Here is a 20,750-nt window from a genome sequence, read left to right as displayed (position 1 = left end):
CCCGCTGCCCGCGGCCGGCGGCGCCACCGCACCGGGCCGACGGGATCCGTGATGCCGCCCCAACTGCCTCCATCGCACCTCAGCCAGAGCCGACGAGCCCAGCCCGCCGCGGACGACGAGAAGAGTGGAGATCGACGATGTCCCCCGACAAGGAAAGAACGCCAGCGGGTCTCCGGTCCCGCCACAGGTCCCTGCCGGCCGTGGCCGGCGCGCTGACCGCCATGGCCCTCACGGTCGTCCCCCTGAGCACCGCGCACGTGGCGACCGCCGCGACCCCTGCGCCGAACGGCAAGGGCACCCGGGTCAGCGCCTGGTCACCGAGCATGACCACCGGCGGTCCCTCCTTCAGTGACCAGACCGTCCGGATGGTGGTGCACAGCAGCGTCGCGGGTTCCGGCGCCCGGATCACCTTGTCCAACCGGTACAGCGCCACCCCGCTCGACGCCACCGCCGTGGACGTGGCCGTCCAGGCGAGCGGCGGGTCGGCGGTGCGCGGCACCTTCCGGAACGTCACCTTCGGCGGTTCCCGGCACGTCACGGTCCCGCCGGGCGAAGAGGCGGTCAGCGACATCGTCCCGATCTCGGTCAGCGCCGGCGAGAACCTGCTCGTCAGCCTCTACGTGCCCGGCACCACGGGCATGTCGACCTGGCACTCCGACGCGTTCGACACGACGTACATCGCCTCGGGCAACCACACCGGCGACGACACCGCCGACGCGTTCGGGACCACCACGACCTCGTGGTACTACCTGGCCGGTCTCGACGTCGTGTCACCGACTGCGAAGGGCACCGTCGTCGCCTTCGGTGACTCCATCACCGACGGCTACCACTCCTCCACGGGCACCTACACCCGGTGGCCCGACTTCCTCGGACGCCGGCTGGAGGACCAGGCCGGCCCGCAGAGGCTGAGCGTCGTCGACGCCGGCATCGGCGGCAACCGGGTCCTCACCGACGTCCCCAACCTGTGGCAGGGGGTCAGCGCCCTCAAGCGCTTCCGGCACGACGCCCTCGGCCGGCCGGGCGTGCGGGACGTGATCCTCTTCGAAGGCATCAACGACATCGGCAACAACGCAGGCCCGGGCGGCGGGGCGCTGACGGCCGAGGACCTCATCGACGGCTACCGCACCCTGATCGACGAGGCGCACGCGGCCGACGTCGACGTCATCGGCGCGACCCTGATGCCCGACGAGGGCAACGGCTACCACACGCCCGCCGCCGAGGCGATCCGGCAGAGCGTCAACCGGTGGATCCGCACCAGCGGCGCCTTCGACGGCGTCATCGACTTCGACAAGACCATGCGCGATCCCGCGCACCCGACCGCGCTGAACCCGGCCTACGACTCGGGTGATCACATCCACCCCAATGACGCGGGCATGAAGGCGATGGCCGACGCCATCGACCTGCGGCTCCTGCGTACCTGACACAGGCAGGCGCCGGCCCGTCGGGAGGTGGCGCCCACGAGTCGGAACGGGACTCGTGGGCGCCACCGTTCCGTTCCGGGGCAGCGCGGCGGGCCGCCGCCTCGGGGACGACCCGCCCCCGCCGGTCAGCGCCGCTGAGCCGTCCGCGCCGCACCGTGCCTGCGTTGCCGGTGCCCGTATTCGGTGATGGCCTTCCACAGGTCGCGGCGGTCGACGTCCGGCCAGTAGTCGGGCGTGAAGTGCAGTTCGGCGTACGTGGCGTGCCAGGGCAGGAAGTTGGAGGTGCGCTGCTCTCCTCCGGTGCGCCACAGCAGGTCGACGTCCGGCAGGTCGGTGAGGGCCAGATGCCGGGCGAAGTCCTCCTCGCCGATGGCGCCGGGATCCAGGTCGCCTGCCTGTGCCGCGCGGGCGAGGGCCGCGGCGGCGCGGGTGATTTCGTCCCGGCCGCCGTAGTTGAAGCAGAGGGTGCAGGTCAGGCCGGTGCGGGTGCGGGTGGTGGTCTCCTTGCGCCGCAGGGACTCGACGAGATCCACCGGCAGTTTCTCCGATCGGCCCGACCAGCGCAGATGCACATCCAGGGAGCGGAAGGGGTCGTCATCCAACTCGTGCCGCAGGAGACCCATGATGCCTTCGACTTCCTCCGTGTCGCGCCGCCAGTTCTCGGTGGAGAACCCGTACACGGTCAGATGGGACAGGCCGATCTCCAGGGCGCCGTAGACCATCTCGTGCAGGGCGTCGGCGCCGGCGCGATGGCCCTCGGACCGGGGCAGACCGCGGTGTTCGGCCCAGCGGCCGTTGCCGTCCATGACGATGGCCACGTGGGCCGGCATCGCCTCGACCCCGATCCGCGGGGGCCGGCAGCCGCTGGGGTGCCTCGGCGGCTGCCGGAATTCCGTCGCCCCTGGAGGCGGGCCCCCCGCCGTCCTGGGTCCGGTCGCCGTGGGCCGTCGTGGCGTGGCGGGCACGGTCACCGGGGTCAGGCTCCATGCCAGGGACGACCGGATACGGGCGGGGAGCAGGACGCGGGCTCGCGCCACCGGTGAGGGACGGGCCTGGGAGCGGAGCAGGGCGGGGCCCGCCGCCTCGACGGCGTCGAGCTGGGCGAGCAGCAGACCGGTCAACGTGGTGACGGTGACGGCGGGGCCCGGGTGCATGCCGTGGGTCAGGCCGGGCTGGGTCACCCATCGGCGGGCGAGGCCGGTCAGTTCGGCGACCAGGGCCGCGGTGGCGGTGCTCCACCGGCCGTGCCCGAGGTCGTCCTCGGCCCCGGGGAACTGTTCCAGGATCTCGCGGGGGAGCAGGACCCGGTTCTCGGCCAGGTCGGCGGCCAGGTCGGTGAGGGTGTCGGTGAGCCGGGCGCCGTGGATGAACTGCTCGTAGCCCGCCTGCCGGTCCAGCCGCAGGAGCACCGGTGCGCCCGCCCGGTCGAAGAGGTCCCGGAACAGGTCGTACACGGGGGCGACATGGCCGCGGCTCCAGGCCCGCCACTGGGCCCAGTCGTCGAAGTGCCGGCGGTGCACGTCCCCGAGGGACACCACCATGCCGTCCCGGAGGCCGGACAGATCCAGATGCCACCGGGTGGCGGCGTCCACCAGGGCGAGACGCACCGGGTCGGTACTCGTCCCGGAGACCAGATCGGCCTCCAGCGCGGTGATCCAGCTCTCCGCCCGGACGGCCCGCTCGGCATCGGTGGCATCCCGGTCGTCGATGAGATCGTCGAGGTTCGACACCGCCGCCCAGACGGCCCAGCACGCCGGGCGCAACGCGCGGGGCAGTAGACGGATGAGGGCGTACGCTCCGGGATCCTCCCCGCGGGTTACACGGCGGCAGGCGCGATAAGCGGCCCGCACGGAGGCGTCGGTGTGGCCCGCGGGCGGGGGTGCGGGCCCGTCGGCACCCGCCCCCGCAGGGTCAGCCGCCGTACCTGCCGACGTACCTGTTGCCGGCCGTAGCGGACGCCGGTTCCGACGGAGGCGTTCTCGAACTCGGGGCATGCCCATGTATGACTCCAGCTGACGACATGTGCCGGCCGACAGGTGTGGGTGCCGCGAACGCGTCAGCCGGCGGCCGCAGTACCGGCATCGGCCGTCTGGTCCCCGCTCGCCCGGCGTGGTCCCGGCAGGGACGGCCGGGCCGCCGGGGGCAGGGCGTTGCGGGTGCGGCGGTGGAAGGCGAGGAGGCCGGTCAGTGCGGCGGCGGCGAACCAGCCGGCCTGGATGGCGATGTGGTCGGGTACGCCGCTGGTGGAGAAACCCGCGGCGGTGCCGGCCTGCATGGCGCCGTAGGAGGGCAGGAGGCGGATGACCGGGCTTTCGCTTCCGGAACTGGTGATGGGGTTCTGCAGGCCGAGATCGATGATGCTCGTCATCAGGATGGCGAACATGCCCTCGACCTCCCGGCGCATCACGGCGCCGAAGCCGACCCCGAGGACGCCGTAGGTCATGGCGGCGCTGAACAGGGCGAGGGCGAGCAGGAAGGGCTGGCGTGGCGTCCAGATCAGGCAGGTGATGGCGGTGGCGTAGGCGGACACGGCGGCGGAGGCCAGGGCGAGAGCGGCGACCTTCGCGAGGACGAGCTGGGTGCGGGGATAGCCGGCCATGGCCAGGCGGCGGTCGAAGTCGTGGCCGGCGAAGGTGGCGGCGAACATCATGAACCCGGTGATCAGGGTGACGGCGTTGAGCGCGCCGCTGATCTCGGTGATCTCGTTGCCGCGCGGGGCCAGCATCTCCCCGGTGGCCCGCAGCCGCATCCGGGCCGGGGAGTCGGGCATGATCAGGTACGCCAGCATGGTCCACAGCGGGATGAACACGGCGACCAGCGCCATCGCGAACCGATTGCGTACGTGCTCGGTCAGCGCGTACCGCGTCGCGGTGGCGAACAGCGCCGGCTGCCGCCTCATGCCGCGCCCACCGCGAGCCGGAGCTGTCCGTCCTTCAGGTGCCAGAGTTCGTCCAGCCGTTCGGCGTCGTAGGCGAGATGCGAGACGACCAGGACCGAACGCCCGGCGTCGCGCAGCCGGGCGGCGAGCGCCCAGAACCGCTGGTAGGTGTCCCAGTCGAAGCCCTGATAGGGCTCGTCCAGCAGCAGCACCCGCGGGTCGTGCATCAGTGCCAGGGTCAGGTTCAGTTTCTGCCGGGTCCCGCCGCTGAGCACCCCGGCGCGTACATCCGCGTACTCGGTGAAGCCCAGGACGTCCATCGCCTCCTCGGCGTGGCGCAGGTCGGCCAGGCCGAAGGCGGTCCGGAAGAACTCCAGGTGCTGCCGGACGGTGAAGGCGTCGTTGAGCACGGTGTGCTGCGGGCAGTATCCGAAGCGGCCGTGGTGGCGGACGCTGCCTCGGGTGGGGCGCAGCTCACCCGAGAGGATCCTGAGCAGCGTGGACTTGCCCGCCCCGTTCTCGCCGACGATCCCCACCACCGCACCGGGACGCAGATCGAAGTCGACCCCGCGCAGTACCGGACTGCGGCGGTAGGCGTGATGCACTTCCCTGACCTTCACCCGGTCGCTCCACCGGAGACGTCCAGACCGGTCCGTACGGCGGTCGCGGCCCGGACAGCCCGGCGCCCAGGACACCTCATAGCCCCTCCAGCAGGTCGGTCGTGGGTGGCCCGGCACCGCCACGCGTGCGCGAACGGCGCGATGTGGTGGGCGAGTTGGTGCCACTCCATCCGGGCGCCGCAATGACCGTACAGTCGGCTAAATGTCATTGTGGTGTGCCGGTCGGCTAATCCCCCCGATCGGGTGACGATACGTGTTCGACATGTTCCAGCCCCGGCCCAGGGCCGCCCACGTGTGGCTGTGGACGGCCGCTGCCGCCTCCTGTCGACCGCGGTCACACCTGCCTCATGCCTGGTGCGGTGTTTCCACTCAGTCCCCGTTTTCCACTCAGTTCCCGCTCGTGCTCAAGTCGGCCGCGAACGCGGCCCCGCCCCCGTCCTCGCGGAGCCCGGGGCGGTCAGACCTCCGAGTCGACCGGGCGGGCGGCCGGTGCCCCGGTGCGCTCCGGTGCGGTGGCGCGCTCCGGCGCGGTGGCCGGAACGGGAAAGGTGAGCCAGCCCGCGAGGTGGGCGAAGACCGGGCCGAGCGCGTTCATCGCCACCACCGACGCCCACGCCGCGTAGGGGTTGCCCGCGTGGAAGCCGAACCCGCCGAAGAAGGTGGCGAAGTAGGAGGCGAAGCCGAGGAACATGGCCGGCACCAGAGCGAGGACCCGCAGCCGGCCCGCGTACATCAGGACGCTGTTGACCACCAGGATGATCAGTGCCAGCACCGCGTCCTGGGCGACCCGGCCGCCGCCGAGGCTGCTGCCGAGGTGCTGGTCGAGCACCACGATCACCAGGGCGAAGGCCGATCCGGCCGGCATCGCGGCCCACATCCGCCGTGCCACGGCGAGGCTCGGGCCGCCCGCCAGGAAGGTGCCGGCCCAGGAGATGAAGATCGCCCAGGGCGGCAGGTCGAGCGCGGTTCCGCCGATGAACGCCGTGGTCGCGGCGAGGACGGAGGCCGCGATCTCGTGGGGTATCCGTTCACGCATGGCTCGGCTCCGTAGTGCGGCTGTTCCGGGGAAACAGCAGATCGGTGTGGCGGACGGTGCGGGCCACGACACGGCCCGACTTGATGACGGCGGTGCGGGCGGGCCGGTCCAGCAGGGCGTCGGCGACGCGCCGGGTGTCCAGGACGACCAGATCGGCGCGTGCTCCGGCGCGCAGTCCGTAGCGGTCGGCGATGCCGACGACCTCGGCCGCCTCGGTGGTGGCCATCGCGAGCACCCGCGCCAGATCCCGAGGGCTGGACAGGTGGCTCGTCTGTGCCAGGAACAGACCGATGTCGAGCATGTCGGCGTTGCCGTAGGGGGTGAACGCGTTGCGGATGTTGTTGGAGGAGTAGGCGCAGGTGACACCCGCCTCCCACAGGTCACGCACCGGCGCGATCCCGCGCCGGACGTTGTGCGCGTCGGCCCGTCCGCCCAGGTGCATGTCGGTGGCGGGAAGTGGTACCACCGCGACGCCCGCAGCGGCGAGTTCGCCGAGCACGGCACGCCGGTCGGCGGGTTCACGGCCGGCCAGGGACGTCATGTGGCCGAGCGCCACCCGGCCCCGCATCCCGGACCTGACGGTCACCTCGGCTATGTACTCGGCGAGCGCGAAGCGGGGGTCCCGGGTGTCGTCGGCGAAGTCCGCGTGCAGGTCGGCGGGGACACCGAACTCCCGGGCCAGGTCGAAGACGAGGTCGACATGCCGCCGGCAGTCGTCCACGGTGGCCTCGTTGTACGTACAGCCGCCCACGACGTCCGCGCCCGCCTGTAGCGCCTCCCGCAGCAGATCGAGGGTGCCCGGAGCCTGGAGGATGCCCTCCTGCGGGAAGGCGACGACCTGGATCTCGACGGCGTCGGCGTATTCGTCCCGCAACTCCAGCAGCACCTGCACGCCCAGCAGTCCGACGACGGGATCGACGTCGGGGTGTGCCCGCAGCAGCGTGGTGCCGTTGGCGATCGCGCTGTCGAGCACGGTCCGGGCCCGGTCACGGACGGTCCGCGGTGTGAAGCCGCGTTTGAGCGCCCCGGTGACGGCGATGGCCCCGGCGAGTGTGCCCTCGGTGTCCGGCCTCTCCCGGTCCAGCAGGGCCTTGTCGAGGTGCACGTGCGATTCGATCAGACCGGGGATGACCACGCGTCCCTGACAGTCCAGTTCCTCGGCCGGTGCCGCGGGCACGGCGAGCCCTGGCCCGACGGCGGTGATCAGACCGTCCTCGATGAGGATGTCGCAGGTGGGTTCGTCGTCCGCGAGGCGCGCGCGGCGCACGATGAGGTCGGGCATCCTTCGTCTCCTGGGGTGGTGTCCTGCGGATGCGCGAAAACGGCGGGGGCGCGTCCGCGGGGGTGCCGCGTGCGGGGGCGGTGTGGTGCCGTGCGCAGCGGTCGGCGTGGAGAGTTGGGTACGGCGGTCGGCGGTCGGCGTGGCGCCGGGTACGGCGGTGCCCCGATCGCCTCGCGGGGAGCCGGTCGTCGTCCCTCTCCGGCGACGTGCTGCGGCACTGCGTGCCGCATGGGAGCGACCCGACGTCGACGACGGGCCCAACGCCTCTGCGGCCAGGGGGTGTTCAGCTGAACGAGTAGGTCGATGTGTCTGATGCCTGCGCGACACTGCAAAGGCCGGATGGTCGGACCAGGGCCCGACCTCAAGCACCCTACGGGCGCGTCGTCACGGGAGTAAACGGACGACGGCGATGGTTACGGGCGTTTCACTTGACGGAAACAGTGAACGCGGGCGGTGACCACGTGTGAGTGAGGCCGCGACGGGGTGAGCCGCCCGCCGAAGGTCCCCGTGCCGCCCGCCGCGGGCTCCGGTCCACGGCGACAAGTCGCTTCGCTCGGCGTGGAGTTGGGGGGCGGGGCTGGTCCGGGCCGCCGCCTCTCGCCGCTCCGCGTCGGTCGGGTCGGGGCGGGTCGGTCGCCGGAACCGGTCTGCGCCGTGCGGCCGACCGGTGCTCCCCGATGTCATACGGAGGGTTGTCTTCCTCTTATCTCTATAGCATCATGCCGATTCAGGTGTGATTCCTATAGGAAATGGGTGCGGTGTGGGTGACAGTCCGAGCAGGACGGCCTGGGTCTGGTGGTGGGGGACGACCCGCCGGGACGCCGGGCCCGCCTGCTGCTCGAACCGACGGGACTCGGGGTGGAGACCGCCACGGACTTCACCACGGCGGCCTGGCACAAGCTGATGGTCAACGCCGTCGCCAACCCGGTCACGGCCCTGACCTGCCGACGGGTCGAGGTGTTCGGCGAGCCCTCCGTCCGGGAACTCGCGCGCACCATGCTCGGCGAGGTGTGCGCGGTGGGCCGGGCCGAGGGGGCCCGCCTCCCGGACGACGCCGTCGACGACGTCCTCGCCTGGATCGACGCCCGTCCGGCCGGCGCCGGTTCGTCAATGCTCAGCGACCGGCTCGCCGGCCGCCCGATGGAGTACGACGGGCTGCTCGGTGCCGTGGTGCGCCGCGCGCAGACGCACGGGCTCGCGGTGCCGGTGTGCACGGCGGTGCTGGCGCTCGTGTCGGCGGCCGACGAGGCGACGGGCAGGGCCGACAGCGACTGAAGCGCCCCGGCCGGAGGGCCCCGGCCGAACGGATACCGGAACAAGCCGCGGACACCGCGGCGACGAGGCAGGAAGAAGCGGACAGCGCATGGCGAAAGTGATCAAGGCGGAGGCGTACCTCGCGGACATCGAGGTGGAGACCGTGCGTACGGACGCGGCTCAGGCGTTCCTCAAGCAGGAGACCCTCTTCGTCGAACTCACGGCGGACGACGGACTGACCGGCACCGGCTACTCGTACACGATCGGCACGGGTGGCAGGGCGGTGCTGTCGATGCTGCGGGAACACCTGCTGCCCACACTCGTCGGACACGACTCCCGCGAGGTCGAAGCCGCGTGGCGGAAGATGTACGACAGCACGCGCGCCACCATGGTCGGTCCCATCACCGCACTGGGGCTCGCCGCGGTCGACCTCGCGCTGTGGGACCTGCGCTGCCTGCGGGCGGACGAACCGCTGTGGCGGGTCGCCGGCGGCCATCGCCCGGCGGTCCCGGTGTACGACACCGAGCGCGGCTGGCTCCAGCTCGACGAGGCCGAACTGGCGGCCGGTGCGCTGGAAGCGCGTGAACAGGGGTTCTCCGGCGTGAAGATCAAGATCGGCAGGCCCACCGCGGGGGAGGACGCGGCCCGTATCCGTACCGTCCGTGAAGCCGTCGGGCCCGGCCTGGAGATCATGGTGGACGCGAACCAGGTCTTCACCCCGGCCGAGGCCGTGCGCCGGGCCGCCCGCCTCGAACCGTACGACGTGAGCTGGTTCGAGGAACCGCTGCCCGCCGACGACGTCGCGGGCCACGAGCGCCTGGCCGCGTCGACCGCGGTGCCGGTGGCCGTCGGCGAGTCCGTCTACTCGCTCGCGCACTTCCGTGAATACCTGCAACGCGGGGCCGCGGGAATCGTGCAGCCCGACGTCTCCCGCATCGGCGGCATCACGCCCTGGCTGAAGGTGGCCCACCTCGCGGAGGCGTTCGGCGCCGAGGTCTGCCCGCACTTCCTGATGGAGATCCACGTGAGCCTCGCCGCCGCCGTGCCCAACGGCCGCTTCGTCGAGTACATCCCCCAGCTGCGCGCCGTCACCACCCGCCAACTGCGGATCACCGACGGGCTCGCCCAGGCCCCCGCCGAGCCCGGACTCGGCATCGCCTGGGACCGCGACGCCATCGACGACCGGCGCGTCGCCTGAGCCCCCCCGCCCGCCGACGGGACGTCCCGCTCGCCGACGCGACGTCCCACCTGCCGCCCGCCCGCGGCGGCTCCCCGCCCGCCCCCGTTCCCAGGCCCCGCTCCCAGCCCTTGCCCCCGCAGTCAGGAGGACGACGATGTCCACCAGCCTCGTCAAGGAATCCGCAGCAGCGGCCTCGACGCACCGCCGCAGAGTTCTGCTGGCCTCACTCGTCGGCTCCGCCCTGGAGTGGTACGACTTCTACCTGTACGGCACAGCCGCGGCCCTGGTCTTCGGCAAGGTCATTTTCCCTTCCTTCGACGCGACGGCCTCGCTGCTGGCCTCGTTCGGCACCCTCGCCATCGGCTATCTCGTCCGTCCGCTCGGCGGCCTCGTCTTCGGCCGCCTCGGCGACCTGGTCGGCCGCAAGACGGTGCTCGTCCTCACTCTGCTGATCATGGGTGGCTCGACCTTCGCCATGGCGTTCGTGCCGACGTACGCCACCGCGGGTGTGTGGGCCCCGATCGTCCTCGTCGTCCTGCGCGCCGTCGAGGGCCTGGGCGCCGGTGCCGAGTACGGTGGCGCCGCGATCCTGGCCAGCGAGTTCTCCGCACCCCGGCGACGCGGTCTGTACGGGTCTGCGCCGAGCGTCGGCGTCTACATCGGCATCCTCATGGCGTCCGGTGCCTTCGCGCTCGTCACCCAGCTCCCGGAGGACCAGTTCCTGGCCTGGGGGTGGCGCATCCCCTTCGCGGCCAGCGCGGTGGTGATCGGTGTGGCCCTGTTCATCCGGATGCGGCTCGCCGAGAGCCCGGCCTTCGTCGAGGCCCAGGAGCGCACCCGGGAGGAAGTGGCCTCCCCGGTGCGCGACGTCCTCAGCATGGCGCGGGTCTCCGCCGCGGCCCTGCCCGCGCTGCGCAGGGCCGCGGCGGGCGGCTCGGGGCACGCGGCGATCGTCAACATGTGTTCCATCGCCGCGACCGCGGGACTGCCCCAGCGTGCCCTCTACTCGGCCAGCAAGGGAGCCGTGCTGGCGCTCACGAGGGCCATGGCCGCCGACCACCTGCGGGAGGGCATCCGTGTGACCTGCGTGAACCCGGGCACGGCGGACACCCCGTGGATCCAGCGCCTGCTCGCCGCCGCCGACCACCCCGACGAGGAGCGGGCGCCTGGTCAGTGTCGTCGAAGTCGCCCACGCCGTCGGCTATTTGGCCGGCCCCCGCTCCGGTGCCACCACCGGCACCGACCTCGCGGTGGACGGCGGCATGCAAGGGCTGCGACTGCGCCCCCGGTGACACGTGTGCGGGAACCGCGAGTGCGGCCCTCCTCAGCGAGTACCGCCCCGTCGGTCCGACGGGCGCGGGGGCGAGGTGTGCGGGCGGTGTCGCACCCGGCTGGAGCGCAGGTGTGCCGCCATCGCCTCCGCGGCCCGCTCCGGACTGCGCCGCACCACCGCGTCCAGGATCCGCTGGTGCTCGTCGATGGTGGGGCCGGCCGCTCCGGGAGCGCTGTTGAGCCGGAACATGTGCAGGTGGGCGTGGAGACGGCTCACCGCGTCGGCGAGCAGGGGCCGGCCGGCCGCCCGTGCCAGCGCGTCGTGGAACTCCTGGTCCAGCAGCGCGAAGCGACGGTAGACCGAGTAGTTCTCCCCGGTGTCGGGATGGCGGCGCATCCGCTCGACGACGGACGCCAGCAGCCGCAGGTCGTCCTCGCTCGCGTTCTCCGCGGCGAGCGACGCGGCGCGGGGTTCGAGCAGCAGCCGCATCTCGAACAGGTCCGTCAGCGCCTCGGGGTCGAGCAGGTCCGTGGCGCGGTAACCGGCGTTCGGGCGCTTGACGACCAGGCCGTCCGGCTCCAGCCGGGCCAGCGCCTCGCGCACCGGGGTCGCCGACACGTCGAGCTGACGGGCCAGGCCCTCGATGCTCACGCGGGCTCCGGGTGCGATCTCGTGGTCCATGACCATGGCCTTGACGGCTTCGTACACCCGGTCGGTCAGCACATCCTGTCGGTTCCTGTCCGTCATGCCATGGATCATAGAGAATCTGCTGCTCACACAGTGACCGGAGGCTGCCCGGCGGGCGGCGCCCGAGGGCACCCGGCGGGAGCCGGTGAACGGCGGGCGGGCCGGTCCTCGCGGACCGGCCCGCCTTCGTCCCTTCGCTACCGCGCTACTTGCGCTTCAGGGTGAAGTTGCTGGTGACCGTCGCTCCCTTCGTGAGCTTCACCGTCGTCACGGTCGGCTGGTAGCCGTCCTTGGCGACGATGACGGTGAGGGGGTTGTTGCGGACGTCGAGCCACAGGGCGTACGTGCCGTCGGACGCCGTGGTCAGCGTGTACGCCGAGGCCCAGCTGTCGATCTGCACCGTCGCCCCGGCCAGCGGCGCGGTGGTGCCGGTGGCCGTGGCCCCCAGGACCTTGCCGGTGATCTTGCCCCAGGTCTTGGGCGGGTTGACGTGCAGGCTGACCGGGACGCGCGGCACGGAGTAGGGCGTGTCGGTGCCCACACCCAGGTAGGCGGTCAGGTCACCGGGCTGGGTCACCTCGGGGACCGAGGCGTCCAGCAGGACGGTGACGGTCGCGCTCGCGCCGGGCTTCAGGGTGAGCTGCTGGGTGCTCTCGCCCAGCCAGGTGACGTCGCCCGATCCGGTCTGGTCGTAGCCGGGCAGCAGCTCGACCCTGGGCGTCGGGGTGCCGGGAGCGCTGCCCCCGCCGACCTTGTAGAAGCCGGGGGCGCCGCCGCCGCGGTACGTGGCGACGGTGGGGTTGGGAAGCGCGCTCCAGGTGCCGGACTGGGGGTCGAACGCCTGGCTCCGGTTGGTCAGCGCGTTGTTGCTGACACCGCTGGCCAGCAGCAGCCGTCCGTTGGCCGCGGTGTAGGACGAACCCCACTGCGTGGCAGGCAGGTCCGCGAGCTGGGACCAGCTGTCGGCGGCCGGGTCGTAGACGTAGGTGTGGGCGATGTCGTTGTTGTTCGAGCCCAGACCGCCGGCGCAGTAGAGCAGGCCGTCGATGGCGCCGCACGCCTGCCAGGAGATCGGCTCCGGATAGGCGGCGATCACGGACCAGCTGTCGGTCGCCGGGTCGTAGGCACTGGCGTCGGTGGTGCCGCAGGACGTGGCGGCGCAGCCGCCGACCATGTAGAGCTTGCCGTCGAGGACGGCGGTGCCGGAGGCGGCGTACGGCTTGGGCGCGGACGCGCCGGTGGTCCAGCTGTCCGAGTCGGGGTCGTAGATCTCCAGCTTCGGGTCCGGGCTGCCGGTCGGGCCCCAGCCGCCGGCGGCGTAGAACTTGCCGCCGATGAAGCCGTGCGCGGGGTCCTCGCGGGTGTCGGACGCGCTCGCCAGCTTCGTCCAGCTGCCGGCGACCGGGTCGAGGACGTACATGTCCTTGCTGTCGGCCGATCCGGTGTACCCGAAGGCCGAGTAGATCTTGCCGTCCTGGGCGCTGACGGCGTTGTCCATGATGGCGGCCGGGAAGTCCGGGGCCGCCTGCCACGGGCCGTCGCCCGGGGCGGCGGACGGCTTGGCCGTGCCGCCGGTGGCGTGGGCCTTGCTGGACAGCGCGGTGAAGTCGCCCTTGACGGTCTGCGGCGCGGCGCCCTTGCCCTGCTGGGTGAAGCCGCCGGCCTGCTCGCCGAGCTTGACCGTGGCGGGCGCGCCGCCGGTGTTCCTCACGGTCAGGTTCTGCGTCCTGGAGCCGCCCCAGGCGACGGTCGCGGCGACGGAGGCGGGCGTGACGGTGATCTTTCCGGCCTGGAGGGTGAAGTCGGCCTCGACCGTGCTGTCGGCGCCGACCTGCACCGTCTTGTCCAGCGAGGTGTATTTGCCCTTGGCCGCGGTGAAGGCGTGCGGGCCGAAGGCGGTGGAGAACAGCGAGTAGAACCCGTCGGTGAGGTTCGGGTCGTCCGGGGTGGCCACCGTCGTGACCTGCTCGGCGGGCTTGTCCTGGCTGGTGACGGTGGCACCGACCACGCCCGCGTCGGTGTTGGCGTCGCTCACGGTGCCGACGACCAGGGCACCCGGGGTGGGTGTGACCGCGCGGTCGCCGACGAAGACGTCGTCGACGGCCCAGAACCAGCCGAAGTGCGAGGCGAAGCGGAAGCGCAGCTGCACCGCGGACCTGTCGGCGAAACCGGCGAGCGGGACGGTGATCCGCTGACCGGTGATGGACGCCCCGGCGGTCCAGACCTTGGTCCAGGTCGCCCCGCCGTCCGCGGTCGCGTCGACCTCGGCGGTCTGGTTGCTGAATTGCTGGTACTGCGTGTTGAACGCCAGCTCCGGGTCGTCCTTGCCGGTGAAGTCGTAGACCGGGCTCACCAGCGAGGAGTCCTGAGTGGCGGCGCCGCCGAAGTGGTCGCTGTCGGCGATGGCGAACGCGCCGTCACCGCCGGTGTGGTTGCCGCGGTTGCCGGGATCGTCGAACTCCCAGCCGCCGGTGGTCCCGTCGGCGTTGACCACCTGCCAGCCCTCGGGCGCGGCGTCGGTGGCGTCGAAGGGTTCGGTGCTGCCGCTCTCGTCGACCTGGTACCCGGGCGTGCTGCTCGCCCACGAGTCGACGGGAACCGAGAAGCCCACGGTCTGCGCGGAGTCACCGACGTCGGTCTTCTTGGTGACGGCCCGGTAGCCGGTGGTGGCCGTCGCGACGTGCAGGGTGTAGGTGTGCCCCTCGGGCAGGTCGAGGCTGTAGGAGCCGGTGGCCGGGTCGGTCCACACCGAGCCGGGGACGCCGTCCGCGGTGATCTTGGCGTAGAGCGGCCAGCCGTGGCCGGAGCCGTCGGTGACCTTGCCGGCGACGGTCCGGCTGGGCACGGCGGTGAGGGAGAAGCTCTTGGTCAGGGTGGCGCCGTCGTCGACCACGACGCCGTCGGCCGAGCCGGTGGCGTAGCCGAACGCCTCGACGGAGAGGTCGTAGGTCCCGGTGGGCAGCGTCAGGGAGTACGCGCCCGAGGCGTCGGTGTGCGCCACGTTGGTGCCCGCGGTGATGGTCGCCCCGCCGACCGGTTTGCCGGTGGCGCCGTCGGTCACGCTGCCGGAGAGCACGCCGTGCGGGCCGCTGCGGAACGCGGACAGGCCGGTGGGCGTGCCGAGGCCGGTCGGACCGTCGTAGCCGGTGGTGCCGTTGCACAGGTACGCCGGGGAGCAACTGCCGTTGCTGCCGGTGGTGATGTCGTTGATCCCGGTGCTCGCCGCGTACGGGTAGGAGTTCGGGTAGGTGCCGGCGACCGGGGTGCCGGCGACGGCGTACACGGACGCGATGATGGGCGCGGAGACGCTGGTGCCGCCGTACACCGCCCAGCCGCCGTTGCCGTAGGTCTGGTAGACCGCCACGTCCTCCGCGAGGGCGGAGACGTCGGCGAGTGCCCGGTTGGCACAGCCGGTGTCGTGCTGGAAGGCCGGCTTGGGCTCGTACAGCGAGCAGCCGGAGCCGGCGAGGCTCCAGGCGGACTCGGTCCAGCCGCGCGGCGTGGACGCGTCCCGGGTCAGCGTGGTGCCGCCGACCGCGGTCACGTACTTCGAGGCCGCCGGGTAACCGACGCCGTAGCCGTAGTCGCCCGTGGACGCGGTGATCGCGACACCCGGGTGGTTGTAGTGGGCGTCCAGCGTCGTGGTCTCGGACGGATCCTCACCACCCCCGCCGCGGTAGTCGGTGCCGTAGGAGTTGGAGACGAACTTCGCGCCGAGCGCGACCGCCTCGTCGACCGCGGCGGAGAGGCTTTCGAAGCTGTTGTCGTCGGCCTCGACCAGCAGGATGTGCGCGCCTGGCGCGATCGCGGAGACCATGTCGAGGTCGAGCGAGATCTCCCCGGCCCAACCCGGGTCGGGGGTGGGGTAGTTCGTCCCGCCGCGCTGGTCGACCTTGCTGAAGCAGCCGTTGGCCGTGGTGCAGGCCGGCAGCCCGTACTGCGCGCGGTAGACGGCGAGGTCCGCCTCGGCGGTGGGGTCGTCGAAGGCGTCCACGATGGCGACGGTCTGTCCGCTGCCGCCGTCGGTGGGCAGGTCGTAGGCGCTCTGCAGGTCGCCGGCGCCGTAGCCGTTCGGTGTGTCGGCCGCACGTATCAGGCCCTTGACCGACTTGACGTCGGTGCGGCGCTGGGCGAAGCAGGTGAAGTGATCGCGCTCGGGGACGTCGCAGGCGGACTCGGAGCGGGGGTGGCTGTCGGTGGTGGAGGTGGAGGTGATGGTGGACGAGGCGGGGGAGTTGGAGACGGCCGCGGATCCCGCGGCCGAGACCGGTGCCTGGAGGCCGAGCACCGCCGTCGCGGCGGCGCCGAGGACGGCCAGGCCGGTGCAGATTCTTCGTCGGATCGGGTTTCCGGTTCTCACCATGGTGCGCAACGTGTGACTCCCATGCGTGGTTGCAGGGGTCGACCCGTAAGCGGCTCTCGGGCGACGGTGAATGTCCGAGTATTCACCGGTGGCCAATTAGCGAGACCGGTCCCACGTGTGTCAATCAGTAGCCCTCCGCAGTCGCTGTGACTCACCGTCAGCGCAGGGGCGCCGATCCTTCACTTCCCGCGCGCCATTCATAGGTGTTTCACCCGGAATGCACAGCTCCATGTGTTCGCTGAGCGGACACATGGCCGTCGCCCCGGCCCTCCGCCCGCCGAAATGTGTCGAAGGCGTGAACACGACAAGGCGCCAAACCGCCAGGTCCTCGCATTGACCGGCCGGGGCGCCCGGTTGGACTTTTGTGCTGGTCAACACCAGTCGTCTCCGCATCCGGTGACCGTGCGGACGCCGCCGGACGTCCGTGTGCCGAACGATGCCGGGCCGACCGCCCCAGCACACTCAGGAGATCTCCTTGTCCCACAGTTCGCTCGCCGGGCCCGGGCGGCGCAGACCGTCACGCGCCCGCTGTGCCGTGGCCGCGGCGGCCGTCGCCGTCCTCGCCGTCCTCATCACGCTCCTGCCCCACCAAGCCGTCGCGGCGACCGCACCGGCCCCGGCGGCCACCGCCGCCTCCGCCGAGCCCGCCTGCGGCACGCCCGGACCCGGCTCCTTCACATGTTTCGCCCTGCGCCGCACCGACATCCGCGCCGCGCTCGGCCTGCGCCGGGCCGCCGCCGGCCAGGCGGCGCCCGACGGCTACTCACCGGCCGAACTGCGCGCGGCCTACGGGCTGCCGGCCGACGGCGGCGCCGGGGCCACGATCGCGATCGTCGACGCCTACGACAACCCGAACGCCGAGGCCGACCTCGCCGTCTACCGGCAGCAGTACGGCCTGCCCGCCTGCACCTCGGACGACGGCTGCTTCCGCAAGGTGGACCAGCGCGGCGGCACCGCCCATCCGGTCGCCGACGACGGCTGGGCCGGGGAGATCTCGCTCGACCTCGACATGGTCTCGGCGATCGCCCCGCGGGCGCACCTGCTGCTCGTCGAGGCCGACACCGCGGCCTCCGACGACCTGGGCGCCGCCGAGAACACCGCGGTGTCCCTGGGTGCGCGGTACGTCTCCAACTCCTGGGGCGCCTACAGCGACGACGCCGGTCAACTCGCCTACGACGAGGCGTACTTCAACCACCCCGGGGTCGCGGTCGTCTTCAGCTCCGGCGACAACGGCTACGGCGTCAGCTACCCGGCCTCCTCGCCGTACGTGACCGCGGTCGGCGGCACCTCGCTGGTCCGCGACTCCAGCGCACGCGGCTGGGACGAGTCGGTGTGGAACGCCACCACCGTCGACGGCGACGGCCGGTCGCACTGGGGCGCGCCCGGCTCCGGCTGCTCCCAGGCCGAGCCCAAGCCGGCCTTCCAGTCGGCCGTCGACTGCGCGGGCCGGTCGGTCGCGGACGTCAGCGCCGTCGCGGACCCGGCCACCGGCGTGGCGGTCTACAACTCCTTCTCGGACGGCGGCTGGAACGTCTACGGCGGCACCAGCGCCTCCGCGCCGATCATCGCGGGCGTCTACGCGCTGGCCGGCACCCCCGTCTCCGGTACCTACCCGGCCGCGTACCCGTACCAGGCGCCCGGCGCCCTCCACGACGTGACCCGCGGCGACGACGCCAGTTGCGCCGACAACTCGGTGTGCGGCCACGGCCCGACACCCGACTGCACCCCCGCCTTCACCTGCGCCGCGCAGCCCGGCTACGACGGACCGAGCGGGCTCGGCACACCCGACGGCACCACCGCGTTCCGCCCCGGGCCGCACGGCACCGTCTCCGGCACGGTCACCGACGCCCGCACCGACCGCCCGGTGTCCGGCGCCACGGTCGCCCTCGGCGACCACCGGGCGACCACCGACGCGCAGGGCGGGTACCGGCTCGACGTGGCGACCGGTTCGTACCGGCTGACGATCAGCGCGTTCGGCTACCAGGACGCCGACCTCGGCACGGTACGGGTGGACGACGGCGCCACGCTGACCGGGAGCGCGGCACTGACCGCGGTGCCCTCGCAGACCCTGTCCGGCACCGTCCGGGACGGCGGGCAGCACGGCTGGGGCGTCTACGCCCGGCTCAGCATCGACGGCGTGCCCGGCACGTTCTTCACCGACCCGGCGACCGGCCGGTACACGGTCCAGGTGCCCGAGGACCGCACGTACACACTGCACGCCACGGCGCTCTACCCCGGCTACCGGCCCGCCGACACCACCGTCACGGTGCGCTCCACCGCACAGACCGCCGATCTGAGACTGCCGCTGAACGCCACGGGCGCGCTCCCGCCCGGCTACGAGATGACCTACCACGGCGGCGAGTCGCAGCCGTTCGCGACCACGGCCACGCCCGGGGGATGGACGGTCCGCAACAACACCGCGGCCGGCGGCTGGCAGTTCGACGACCCGCTCAACCGGGGCAACCAGACCGGTGGCACCGGCCGGTTCGCCGAGGTGGACGACTACGCCCTGGGCTGGGCCCCCGCCGACACCGAACTCATCAGCCCCGCCTACGACTTCAGCGCCGAACGCGCCCCGGAACTGCGGTTCGACACGGCGCTGCCCTCGCTCTACCGGCTCGGCGACCTCACCGCCGACGTGGACGCGAGCACCGATGGCGGCGCGACGTGGACCACACTGTGGCACCACACCGACGTCGTCCCCGGGCCCACGCACGAGACGGTGCCCCTGACCGACTACGCGGGCCGGAAGTCCGTGCGCGTCCGCTTCCACTTCACGGGCTCCCTGACCGGCATCTGGCAGATCGACGACGTGGCCGTCGGCACCCCGGCACTGGTCACCCGGCCCGGCGGACTGGTGGTCGGACAGATCCACGACGCCAACACCGGCCGCGGGGTCCTCGGCGCGAGCGCCGCCCCCCTGGCATCGCCCGCCGACAGCGGCCGCATGGTGGCCGCGCCGGGCGACCCGGCGCGCGGTGACGGCCTGTACTGGCTGTTCTCCCCGCGCACCGGCACCCAGAAGTTCACCGCGGGACTGCCCGGCTTCGGCTACCCGTCCGTGACCGGCAAGGTCAGGGTGCGGCCGGACACCGTCACCACCGCCGACTTCGCACTGCACCCCGCGCAACTGCGCTACGACGTCTCGGCCGTGGCGGCCGACGTGCCGTGGGGCGGCAGCCGGAACGTCACGGTGACGGTCCACAACACCGGTGGCTCGCCCGCCACCGTCTCGCTCGGCGAGCAGCGCCTCGGCGGCACCCCGGCGACGTCCGCCGGCGCCCCCGCCCGGCACACCAGGGCCGCGCTCACCCCGAACACCCTGCTGCGGACCGCGGCCCCGGCGACTGCCGACCCCGCTGCCCCGGCCCCCGCCGCCCCGGAGTGGTCCGCGGTGACCGACCTGCCGACCGGGACGTTCGCAGGCGTCGCCGCGGTCGACGGCGGCACGCTGTACGCGGGGCTCGGGGAAGCACCGGGCGGGCAGTGGAGCCGCGCCTTCCACGCCTACGACCCGGGCACCGCGAGCTGGCGTACGCTCGCCGCCCCGGCCACCGCACGGCTCGGCCCGGCGTACGGCTTCATCCGCGGCAAGCTGTACGTCACCGGCGGCCGTGACGCCTCGGGCGCGCCCATCGTGGGCGGCGAGGTCTACGACCCGGCCACCGACACCTGGTCGCAGATCGCCGACGCGCCCAAGGCGTACGGCGCCTCCGGCTCGGTGGTCGTCGGCGACCGGCTGTACGTGATCGGCGGCTGCGACCGGAGCAACTGCGGCTTCGACGACGTCGAGGTCTACGACCCGGCGACCGACACCTGGTCGACCGGCACGCCCTACCCGGAACCGATCTCGTACCCGGTGTGCGGCGCCGTGGACGGCGTGGCCTACTGCACGGGCGGCGTCTACGAGCCCAACGGGCGGGTCCAGCAGGACACCGACCACACCTACGAGCTGGACCGGACGACCGGCGCCTGGCACCGGGTGGCCGACGCCCCGGCCGACGTCTGGGGCGCCACCGGAACGGCGGCCGGCGGCGAACTGCTGGTCGCCGGGGGCTTCCGGACGAGCGTCGGTGCGCTGACCAACGAGGCGCACGCCTACGACCCGGCCACGGACAGCTGGTCCGCGCTGCCCAACCTGGCCGAGCCGGTGCTCGGCGCCCAGTCGGCGCCCGGCTGGTTCGCGGTCGGCGGCCTGGACGCCTACAGCGTGCCCCAGCAGTCCGTGCGTGAACTGCCGGGCTGGGACCAGGCGCACGGCGACGTGCCGTGGCTCGCGGAGTCGGCCGGGAAACTGACGGTCAAGGCGCACGGGACGGCCCGGGTACGGCTGAGTCTGGACGCCGGGACGATGACCGCCGCCGACGCCGGCGCCCACCGGGCCGCGCTCGTCGTCGACAGCGACACCCCGTACGGCGCGGTGTCGCTGCCGGTCACCATGACGGTGGTGCCGCCGTCCGACTGGGGCCGGCTGACCGGAACCGTCACCGGGACTTCGGCCGACGGCACCCAGGCGCCGCTCGCCGACGCGCTGGTCGACATCGACGGCCCGAACGGCGGCCCCACCGTGAGCACGGGGCCGGACGGCACGTACGCCGTGTGGCTGCCGGCCAAGGGCGGCGCGGTGACGGTGACCGCGTCGGCCGACGGCCACCGGTCCGCGACCAGATCGGTGCGGCTGGTGAAGGAGGGGGCGGTCACCGCGGACTTCCGCCTGCGGTCGCGGTGACGGGCGCGGGGCCGGCCGGGGCGTACC

11 protein-coding genes and 1 pseudogene are annotated in these 20,750 nt (G+C 72.7%); 5 read left to right on the top strand and 7 right to left on the bottom strand.

What is annotated here, in order from left to right:
- Positions 1 to 200 precede the first annotated feature (200 nt).
- Positions 201 to 1,421, top strand: coding sequence for an SGNH/GDSL hydrolase family protein (locus ACFC09_RS21380; protein WP_376530595.1), 1,221 nt, complete (start codon positions 201 to 203; stop codon positions 1,419 to 1,421).
- A gap of 125 nt (positions 1,422 to 1,546) precedes the next feature.
- On the opposite strand, the gene uppS is transcribed toward ACFC09_RS21380, so the two are convergent.
- The 5 genes from uppS to ACFC09_RS21355 all read right to left on the bottom strand — a co-directional run bounded on the left by uppS (position 1,547) and on the right by ACFC09_RS21355 (position 7,237).
- Positions 1,547 to 3,415: a polyprenyl diphosphate synthase gene (uppS, locus tag ACFC09_RS21375; protein WP_376530592.1), complete on the bottom strand. Its 1,869-nt coding sequence runs from the start codon at positions 3,413 to 3,415 to the stop codon at positions 1,547 to 1,549.
- Positions 3,416 to 3,477: 62 nt separating this feature from the next.
- On the bottom strand, positions 3,478 to 4,320 hold the full coding sequence (locus ACFC09_RS21370; protein WP_376530589.1) for an ABC transporter permease: 843 nt from the start codon (positions 4,318 to 4,320) through the stop codon (positions 3,478 to 3,480).
- Complete coding sequence (locus tag ACFC09_RS21365) at positions 4,317 to 4,919, bottom strand: ABC transporter ATP-binding protein (RefSeq protein WP_376530587.1); 603 nt, start codon at positions 4,917 to 4,919, stop codon at positions 4,317 to 4,319. Before ACFC09_RS21365 ends, ACFC09_RS21370 begins: the two co-directional genes overlap by 4 nt.
- A gap of 457 nt (positions 4,920 to 5,376) precedes the next feature.
- The gene (locus ACFC09_RS21360) at positions 5,377 to 5,955 is read right to left on the bottom strand and encodes a DUF1097 domain-containing protein (protein ID WP_376530584.1); all 579 of its coding nucleotides are present in this window, start codon (positions 5,953 to 5,955) and stop codon (positions 5,377 to 5,379) included.
- The gene (locus tag ACFC09_RS21355; protein WP_376530581.1) at positions 5,948 to 7,237 is read right to left on the bottom strand and encodes an amidohydrolase family protein; all 1,290 of its coding nucleotides are present in this window, start codon (positions 7,235 to 7,237) and stop codon (positions 5,948 to 5,950) included. Before ACFC09_RS21355 ends, ACFC09_RS21360 begins: the two co-directional genes overlap by 8 nt.
- A gap of 795 nt (positions 7,238 to 8,032) precedes the next feature.
- Between ACFC09_RS21355 and ACFC09_RS21350 the strand changes: the two genes are divergently transcribed.
- The 3 genes and pseudogenes from ACFC09_RS21350 (at position 8,033) to ACFC09_RS21340 (ending at position 10,963) form a co-directional block, all read left to right on the top strand.
- Positions 8,033 to 8,512, top strand: a complete 480-nt coding sequence (locus ACFC09_RS21350) for a ketopantoate reductase C-terminal domain-containing protein (protein WP_376530579.1) — start codon at positions 8,033 to 8,035, stop codon at positions 8,510 to 8,512.
- 88 nt (positions 8,513 to 8,600) lie between these two features.
- The gene (locus ACFC09_RS21345) at positions 8,601 to 9,689 is read left to right on the top strand and encodes a mandelate racemase/muconate lactonizing enzyme family protein (RefSeq protein ID WP_376530576.1); all 1,089 of its coding nucleotides are present in this window, start codon (positions 8,601 to 8,603) and stop codon (positions 9,687 to 9,689) included.
- A gap of 136 nt (positions 9,690 to 9,825) precedes the next feature.
- Positions 9,826 to 10,963, top strand: a pseudogene (locus tag ACFC09_RS21340) (SDR family oxidoreductase).
- A gap of 32 nt (positions 10,964 to 10,995) precedes the next feature.
- Here ACFC09_RS21340 and ACFC09_RS21335 read toward each other — a convergent pair.
- Together ACFC09_RS21335 and ACFC09_RS21330 are read right to left on the bottom strand one after the other, a co-directional pair.
- Entirely contained in the window at positions 10,996 to 11,691 is a 696-nt protein-coding gene (locus ACFC09_RS21335; RefSeq protein ID WP_376530574.1) for a GntR family transcriptional regulator, read from the bottom strand.
- A gap of 145 nt (positions 11,692 to 11,836) precedes the next feature.
- Positions 11,837 to 15,994, bottom strand: coding sequence for a carboxypeptidase regulatory-like domain-containing protein (locus tag ACFC09_RS21330; protein WP_376530571.1), 4,158 nt, complete (start codon positions 15,992 to 15,994; stop codon positions 11,837 to 11,839).
- A gap of 475 nt (positions 15,995 to 16,469) precedes the next feature.
- On the opposite strand from ACFC09_RS21330, the gene ACFC09_RS21325 reads away from it, so the two are divergent.
- Positions 16,470 to 20,723: a carboxypeptidase regulatory-like domain-containing protein gene (locus ACFC09_RS21325; protein ID WP_376530569.1), complete on the top strand. Its 4,254-nt coding sequence runs from the start codon at positions 16,470 to 16,472 to the stop codon at positions 20,721 to 20,723.
- Positions 20,724 to 20,750: the final 27 nt, after the last annotated feature.

Origin of the sequence: Streptomyces sp. NPDC056161 (genome assembly GCF_042268025.1) — a bacterium.
Lineage (GTDB): Bacteria > Actinomycetota > Actinomycetes > Streptomycetales > Streptomycetaceae > Streptomyces.
Note: the sequence above shows the minus strand (reverse complement) of the source record. Positions and strands in the feature narration are given on the sequence as shown.

Coding starts and splice junctions, on each gene's coding strand:
- ACFC09_RS21355 (WP_376530581.1), bottom strand. CDS start 7,237: ATGCCCGACCTCATCGTGCGCCGCGCGCGCCTCGCGGACGACGAACCC.
- ACFC09_RS21345 (WP_376530576.1), top strand. CDS start 8,601: ATGGCGAAAGTGATCAAGGCGGAGGCGTACCTCGCGGACATCGAGGTG.
- ACFC09_RS21370 (WP_376530589.1), bottom strand. CDS start 4,320: ATGAGGCGGCAGCCGGCGCTGTTCGCCACCGCGACGCGGTACGCGCTG.
- ACFC09_RS21335 (WP_376530574.1), bottom strand. CDS start 11,691: ATGACGGACAGGAACCGACAGGATGTGCTGACCGACCGGGTGTACGAA.
- ACFC09_RS21330 (WP_376530571.1), bottom strand. CDS start 15,994: ATGGTGAGAACCGGAAACCCGATCCGACGAAGAATCTGCACCGGCCTG.
- ACFC09_RS21360 (WP_376530584.1), bottom strand. CDS start 5,955: ATGCGTGAACGGATACCCCACGAGATCGCGGCCTCCGTCCTCGCCGCG.
- uppS (WP_376530592.1), bottom strand. CDS start 3,415: ATGCCCCGAGTTCGAGAACGCCTCCGTCGGAACCGGCGTCCGCTACGG.